Below are 7,369 nucleotides of genomic sequence, written 5' to 3'. Positions count from 1 at the left end.
ATAACTTTATCATTATAATATACATCTGCTTTGATTTCTTTAAGAGCCAATCGAGGATCTTCTGCTAAACTATTAAATATTTGAATTTCATATTCCATCTTTTTATTTTCTTTATATTCTTTAGGCCATACCATCAAAGATAACCTCTCATTAAAGTTTCCTAATAGATCTATGGATGGAAGTTCTTCCCTTATCATTTCTTCGTCATTTTCTACAACTAATTGTAAATCATAATTATGTAAATAAGATAGTACTAATTCAGCTTTATATTTTAAGCCTGATTCATTAGTTAATTCTACTTTTTCACTACTATTTTCTTTTCCTTGTATTGAATATATTAAATAAAGAGTAGAGTTATTTTTTAATTTATTAAACTCAATCTCTATTTCTAGATTAGCTTTTTCATAATTATTATTTATATTTTCTATAAAGTAATCATGGAAGCCAATTAGTTTTTCTTTCTCATTGATCTTATGCAGTTCTTCCCTAAAATCATCTAACAGTTGGGACTGGTGATCAAACCTTTGCCCCATGTAATATAATTCTACCTCTATATCACTTAGTGAAGATAGTTTAGTTAGTGTATAAAAGTTAATAAGTAATAATACAATTAATACTCCAATTAATACTCTAATTATCTTTTGCGACATCCTCTCTCCCCTTTTTTTAATATGTTGTATATTAAATTCTATTTTTTTACATAAAACCCTTTCCTTATAACTTTACGAATTATTAATTTAATATATTAAGAAACACAGTAATAGATAGCTATGAATTTTCATATATGGTAAAATAAGTATAATGAGATGTAGTAGAGAGTGAGAACTAATAGAGGTTTTGGGGAGATTTATGTGAAAATAATGCGTATCCTATTTGCATTAACCGGTACAGTATTAGCTATAATTGGGCTAACAAGCAATGATAATAATACTATTGTTGCGATAATGCCTTATATGCTTAGCTGTTTAGGCATTTCTCAACTTATAGCAAGTATAAAACATTATAAGCAAAGCAAAAAAGGGTGCAAGTTTATTTCATTTTATATATAGTTTACTTATTTTAGGATTTTTGATTTTATATATCACTGAATAACTCTAAATTAATAGTAGACTAGTTAAAGTTCAAAAAGAATAAGAATTGACTGATAGATGATATTAGAGTAAGTTATAAAACTACAAGGAGGACTTTAATGAATAGGATTATACTATTACTAATTATAGTTATATTATTAGTTGGTTGTAAGCAAAAAAATGAATTAATTAAGACTGATGACAACATTAATGATAAAGATGAAAAAATAATAAAAGAATTTCGTTCTCATCATGATTATTCTAAGGAAGAATTGAAAAGTTTAAACATTAAATATCTAGGAGAAGTAGATGGCTTTAGAATTTACTTTGTACCATATAAAGGTTCCAATGGAATTCTAAACGAAAGAGATTGGATTAAAGAAGGAGCCGTGTTTCCTATTGAATCGCATACTAGAATCTTAGGAGTCCAGTACAATAAACTTTATACTCTTAGTAACTTAGTATATGAAACCCAAATTAATATTAAACAATTATATGAATTGTTACCAGAAGAATTTAAAACTAAATAATAAAATGTATCTTATGATATTAAAAACATTAGCATTCCTAAAAATATTAAGGATAAACTAGAGTTTTTGTGTTCTTTTGAGTAATCATCACTAAATTGTACATAAATACTAGTTAGTATAGCTACAATACCAGAAAATTTACAGAATGTACTTAATGAAAATCTTAATAAAACATATATACTAGGTATTAACATTATAAGAACTATAATCATTTTCTTCTTCATTGTTTACCTCCCAAAAATTTATAATTAGCTTATTGCATAAGTCTATAACTCGCATAAATACTATGTTTCTTTATATAGAAATGGATAAGTTCCCCCCATTTTTGGATATATACAGTAACTAGCTGTGTACAACATAAATCAAAAATGAAAGGAGAAACTTATGCCAATTTCAGCTAAACAAATAAATCTTTGTGACATTTCTTCTGATTTTGATAAATTTTATTATAGAATCAAGAAAACTTACTTTCTCTTCTTGATGAATTTATTAATATTAATGAATTTATTCTTCAGTCTTTTTACGATGATTACTATTTAAACTTTGGTAGACCTAGAGGATATTCATTACAATCTATGCTTTTTAAAAATTCCCAATGAGTCTCAATTTTCCAGATTTAAGTTAAAGTTTCTTACTAATTTAGGTGATCTTTTTCATAACCTTGTTGATGCTACTGAAGATATGGCCAATGAAATCAATCCCTTTTTATCATCTATATTAATTACTGACATTACGGGTTTTGAACCTTATGTTACAAAAAACAACCCTAAGTTCTTTCAACAAAAACTTAAAAAAGCGAAAGCTTACGCTAAAAAAACTAATATTAATGGCAAAACAACCTATTTATTAAGTTGTAATAACCCTTGTACTGACTCAAAGCGTGGTAGAATCAAAAATCTTACAGTTAATCATAATTACAGTTTTAATACTTCAATGCCTAAAGATAGTTTGAAATGGATATCTTTATTTAAGATAAGAACTAGAGTCGAAAAAACTATAGCACAGCTTAAAAATTTTATCCAAATCAATTCTTTTAAAGTTAAAAATACTAAATCTTTAAAATCTGAAATTATACTGGCTTGCATCACTTAAATAATTGATTTTATTATTTTATATAAAATTAGTGATAATCATTCAAATCCATTGGCAATATAGTTTTATAAAACCTTAATTTCTTATGCCTAAATTTTGTGGATAATACTTCACTCTATCGGATGTTTGAATGAGTGCTTGTGGATAACTATGAATTATTAGATAATTACATTTTGCAATTATCTATATACTAATAATATCTAACTTTATTACATCTTACGGATTTGTCATAATCTAAGAAGATTATTCATTTATATGTTGATTTTCCTTAAGCCTCTTAATTGCTTTATCAAAAAGTTGCTCAGCTATGCTACCTTCTCTTATTTTTAAATAAGCATCCTTGATTAAGAACCAATTAATCTGGTCAACTTCACAAGACTTAATAAACTCAGATTTCTTAACAAAAGCCAAGTATCCGAGCATAAGTAAATTGCGTGGGGATTGATGAAAACTTGATATGTATTGGAGTGATCTTATATTAAGACCTGTCTCTTCAGCATTTTCCCCTTCTGTAATAAATCCTGCAATCAGCCCCCAGTGTATCGTTGAAACGTAGTCCTGCTTCAATAATGCAACTTCATTATATTCATTGATTACAACTACTAAAACACATGGAGCAGGTGAATTAAAGTAAGGCTTACTACATGCTTCACAATAGGGAATCATACCCTCATCACCTATTTCTTTAAGTATTAATTTTTCACCACAAATCTGACAAAAGTTTATATCCATAGCCCCATACTCCCCTATTCTAATTAGATTTTTAGATTGCTTTATTAACAGATTATACTTTAACTCTAGATAAAATAATTAGTTTTTATTTTAGTCAACTACTCTGCCATATTTATATATTCACTTTATTTCATGAAATGATACCCTAAAAATCTACTGTCTATAAAATCAATTACTCTCTCAATTCCTTCACTATAATTACTATTTATTTCAAAATAATTAACATCATAATTAATACATTTGTTTCTAAACTTCTCATGCTCATCAATAAATTGACTAACTGGTCTATCTTCTTCATAATTTCGTTCTTCAATTATACATCTATTTTTAAGTATACCAGATTCAAAATTTTTAGTAATATAATCACTAGAGAATCCTAAAAATACACTTATTATATTATCTACATAACTGTCCTCAAAATCATTAATGAAGTCTGGCATCAAATAACAACCTTCAATAATAATATTTTGATTATTTTCAATGGCAGTCATGATAATTCCCTTAATGATAGGCCATAATTTTTCTGCAATTAATTCATTACTATCTGTAGGGGTAAATCCATAATCCATACCACTTCTATATAATCCCATTTTTAAATGATCGATTGAGAGATAAGGTATCTTATACTTCTCGAGTAAATTTTGAGAAAGATTTGTTTTTCCAGTACAGCTATTACCGCCAATTAATATAACCATTATTATTCTCCTTTACAAATATATTTAAAATATCTCTGTTTCGTCATAAGAAAGCTGTATTACTTGATTGAGATATGTAATACTACTTTTGAACAATAACATTCCATTTAGTGTATGGGAAGGGATTAATTGAATGATCAATATTTACTTCTGTGTAAGTAACAACAATATCTACAAGACTGATAATTTTCCATTTTCTAAATAAGTCTCTTATTCCTTGTTCATCAAAATAGTGGTGAGGTACACCTTTTTCAGGGCCATCTTCTCTAACAAAGGTGTTTTTTTCTATTTCTTTTCCCCTAAGATCTGGTCTACCTGCTTTTGTAGAAAGCAATGATACCATGAACATACCACCAGCACAAAGGTTTTCATATACAATATCTACAGCTTTATTAATATTATCTATAGTGTTGTGATGTAAAGCATCCCAAGATATAGCACCATGAAAATCAGTGTCAGGAAACGGGTTATTAGTCATATCTGCTACTTTAAGAGTTGCCATTAATTCATTACTTTCAAGCCATTTCTGAGTATAATTAATTCCATTCTCAGAAATATCACTTGCATAGGCTTTATGTCCCATTTGGGATATTAGTATAGTATGCCTTCCAGCACCACAGCAACAGTCCCATATTGATAATGGTTTATCAGGAAATGAGCCCTCAAGAACCTTAATAAACTTATATACTTCTGGCTGCGGTAATGTTGCTATAAATTTTTCATTTATAAACAATTCATTCCATGTTGCCATTAATTAAACCTCCATTCACTAATAAAAAACAAATTGGTGTATATAAAAATACAACTATAACTACATTAAACCTTTATATAAAAATCATTATTTAAATAGAATAAAATCTAATTTAAATAATGTTAATTTCTTTGATATCTTCTAAAAATAAACCTTAGTATTGTTAAAAACAAAAGTACATATAAAAGATATGCTAATATTCCCATGTAATCAGATGCAAAATTTTCTAGTGTTCTTTTAATTCCTATGAACCATATGCTTGCAAATATAAAAAGACCTATAAAAATTTTTATCAGAATATCGAAAATTTTAACTAATTTTTGATTATCCCAAATGTATCCTCATATTTTTAATAAAAGATATTCCAAATACTATTTTTCTTATAAGGAGAATTCATTTTTAATCATCTTAGCTACTTCTTCCGGCGGTATCTTTGTATTATTTATTCTCATATAGTTTTCTCTCTTAATCTCACCTTCATAAGAATTAAGACGATACTTTTCTTCTAATGTCCTAAAAAGATTTTCAGAGTGTTCTATATCTCTTTTAGTAGGTTTATTAGCTAGTCTATTTGGAGTTTTATTTCTTTCAATTCTCATATCAAAGTCTGCTTCAAGTTCTACAAAATAAATATCGCTTCCTCTTGACTCAAATAAATTACAAACCTCATTAATATAATCCCAATCTTCTTGATCATCAAAAGCCCACATATAAGTAAATATCATTCCATCTAAATCACTCTTTGAAACTTCTTCAAATATCTCTTGTCTAAATAAATTAACTAGCCTTTTTCCTTGTGGTGTACTAAAATTGAAAAAGTTTGAGACCAAATCTATGGTCATATGATTGTGAAAAAGTTTAAGTCCTGTTATTTTTGCCAATTCTTGACCTACTGTCATTTTCCCCACAGCATGAGGTCCAAATATTACAACAAATTTCATGTAATTTCCCCTCCCATATTAAAAGAATTGTCACTAAGTATTCTAACACTATTTTAATACTATAATATTCTACCTTTAATTATAAAACACCTTTAATTAACTATCATATATATTACAACACTTATAAAAAATCAGGTATTCCACCTTTATAAAAAAACTCTCTTAAAAAGAGAGTTTGTAGTGCTTTCATCAAATTTTATTTATCTAATAAAATAGTAATTAGGAAATATTACTTCTCCCCTCAAATATAATAATATATCTTATTCCTATACTAGTTATGTAAATTAAATTGCCTTTTAAAATTAGTTTGATCCCAAATATTTGTCCTCCATATATTTATAGAATCCTTTTTCAAATTCTCCTTCAGTAACACCTAATACTTTCTCTATGTCCCCATTTTCCTTCAATAACTCCCTTACTTCATCCATTGACCACTTTTCATTTATATACTCAATGATTATATGTCCTATAGCATAAACTTTTTCAGCAGATTTTCCACTTGATGCGTTTAATTCTTGAATACTGGGATAATCACCTTCTACTAAGTATTCTACATCTTTAGGGTCTCGAATTTGATTTGCTTCATATAAAGCTATCGCTTCTAATATCCATATTTGCTTAGCTTGTGGGTACTGAATCATTGTTAAAGCATGTGTAAACTCATGGATTACTACATTCATTAAACTATTATAATCATGTACCAATCCATCACTATTAGGTGATACCATCTTTAACGTGTAAGGTCCCAAACAAGTTCCTACCACCCAATCGGGTGCATCTGGCTTAAATATAGCTTGGTGAAACTCTTCTAAGGTCGGATATATAGTAAAATTGATTTTTTCATCGATATTATCTACTTGTAAATCTTCTACTATTCGATCATACTCTTCTTCAATTGTTTCTGCCATATCCTCTATATAATCTGCATTCTTTTCATAGTAGTAAAACTTTATATGTTCTGTTTCTCTTGTATATAGTTCCCCGTTTTTTGTAGCTTTTTCTTCAGTTAATATACTCTTTTGTTGGTTTGATGAATTAACTTCTTCTTCACATCCCAAGACTCCTATTAAAGTAATAAATAAGATAAATAATAATATTCTTCTCATGAATCCTCCTTCTTTAATTATTTTTTATTATTCAACTAATGCGTTATACTTATTTTACCGTATATTCCAATTAACGTCTATAAAAGGGTTTTATAAAATTATAAGACTAACTCTAATAATTAAAAATCCAACAAATTTACTCATGATAATATTTATTTACTCTTACATATTAACTCATTTCCTTAATATCCAAATGAGCTATAAACTCAATAAAATTTCTCTCTAATTCGTATTCTCTACCTAGATTATCTACTAACTTAAATTTAAATAATATTTTTTCTTGCACATTTTCATCTTTTACTTCTTCTATATTAAGAGTATCTTTAAATATCCATTCTTGTAAGAGAGGTTCAGTTTCGATTTTTTCACCATTTTTTATTACATCTATGCTGTCTATAACTTTATCATTATAATATACATCTGCTTTGATTTCTTTAAGAGCCAATCGAGGA

11 protein-coding genes are annotated in these 7,369 nt (G+C 27.3%); 3 read left to right on the top strand and 8 right to left on the bottom strand.

Going from position 1 to position 7,369, the window contains the following annotated elements; translation table 11 throughout:
• A partial coding sequence (locus GOQ27_RS08325) for a hypothetical protein (RefSeq protein ID WP_203366393.1) occupies positions 1-650 on the bottom strand: 650 nt, incomplete at its 3' end.
• Positions 651-851: 201 nt separating this feature from the next.
• On the opposite strand from GOQ27_RS08325, the gene GOQ27_RS08320 reads away from it, so the two are divergent.
• Positions 852-1,049: a hypothetical protein gene (locus GOQ27_RS08320; RefSeq protein ID WP_203366392.1), complete on the top strand. Its 198-nt coding sequence runs from the start codon at positions 852-854 to the stop codon at positions 1,047-1,049.
• A gap of 140 nt (positions 1,050-1,189) precedes the next feature.
• Positions 1,190-1,600 (top strand): hypothetical protein, encoded by a 411-nt coding sequence (locus GOQ27_RS08315; protein WP_203366391.1) that lies wholly within the window; start codon positions 1,190-1,192, stop codon positions 1,598-1,600.
• Between the two features lie 11 nt (positions 1,601-1,611).
• Here the strand turns inward: GOQ27_RS08315 and GOQ27_RS08310 are convergent, their stop codons facing one another.
• Positions 1,612-1,824 carry a hypothetical protein gene (locus tag GOQ27_RS08310; protein WP_203366390.1) on the bottom strand — a complete coding sequence of 71 codons (213 nt, stop codon included), beginning with the start codon at positions 1,822-1,824 and terminating at the stop codon, positions 1,612-1,614.
• 457 nt (positions 1,825-2,281) lie between these two features.
• Between GOQ27_RS08310 and GOQ27_RS08305 the strand changes: the two genes are divergently transcribed.
• Positions 2,282-2,692: a transposase gene (locus GOQ27_RS08305; protein ID WP_203366389.1), complete on the top strand. Its 411-nt coding sequence runs from the start codon at positions 2,282-2,284 to the stop codon at positions 2,690-2,692.
• A 243-nt stretch (positions 2,693-2,935) separates the two neighbouring features.
• Here GOQ27_RS08305 and GOQ27_RS08300 read toward each other — a convergent pair whose 3' ends face one another.
• The 6 genes from GOQ27_RS08300 to GOQ27_RS08275 form a co-directional block, all read right to left on the bottom strand.
• Positions 2,936-3,424 carry an NUDIX domain-containing protein gene (locus GOQ27_RS08300; protein WP_203366388.1) on the bottom strand — a complete coding sequence of 163 codons (489 nt, stop codon included), beginning with the start codon at positions 3,422-3,424 and terminating at the stop codon, positions 2,936-2,938.
• Between the two features lie 125 nt (positions 3,425-3,549).
• On the bottom strand, positions 3,550-4,119 hold the full coding sequence (locus tag GOQ27_RS08295) for a zeta toxin family protein (RefSeq protein ID WP_203366387.1): 570 nt from the start codon (positions 4,117-4,119) through the stop codon (positions 3,550-3,552).
• Positions 4,120-4,201: 82 nt separating this feature from the next.
• Complete coding sequence (locus GOQ27_RS08290; protein ID WP_203366386.1) at positions 4,202-4,870, bottom strand: class I SAM-dependent methyltransferase; 669 nt, start codon at positions 4,868-4,870, stop codon at positions 4,202-4,204.
• A 380-nt stretch (positions 4,871-5,250) separates the two neighbouring features.
• Positions 5,251-5,811, bottom strand: coding sequence for an AAA family ATPase (locus tag GOQ27_RS08285; RefSeq protein ID WP_203366385.1), 561 nt, complete (start codon positions 5,809-5,811; stop codon positions 5,251-5,253).
• A gap of 302 nt (positions 5,812-6,113) precedes the next feature.
• Positions 6,114-6,917 (bottom strand): hypothetical protein, encoded by an 804-nt coding sequence (locus GOQ27_RS08280; RefSeq protein WP_203366384.1) that lies wholly within the window; start codon positions 6,915-6,917, stop codon positions 6,114-6,116.
• Between the two features lie 169 nt (positions 6,918-7,086).
• On the bottom strand, positions 7,087-7,369 hold a 283-nt coding region (locus GOQ27_RS08275; protein WP_203366383.1), incomplete at its 5' end, for a hypothetical protein.

The organism is Anaeromonas frigoriresistens, assembly GCF_016820655.1.
Lineage (GTDB): Bacteria > Bacillota > Clostridia > Tissierellales > SIT17 > Anaeromonas > Anaeromonas frigoriresistens.
Note: the sequence above shows the minus strand (reverse complement) of the source record. Positions and strands in the feature narration are given on the sequence as shown.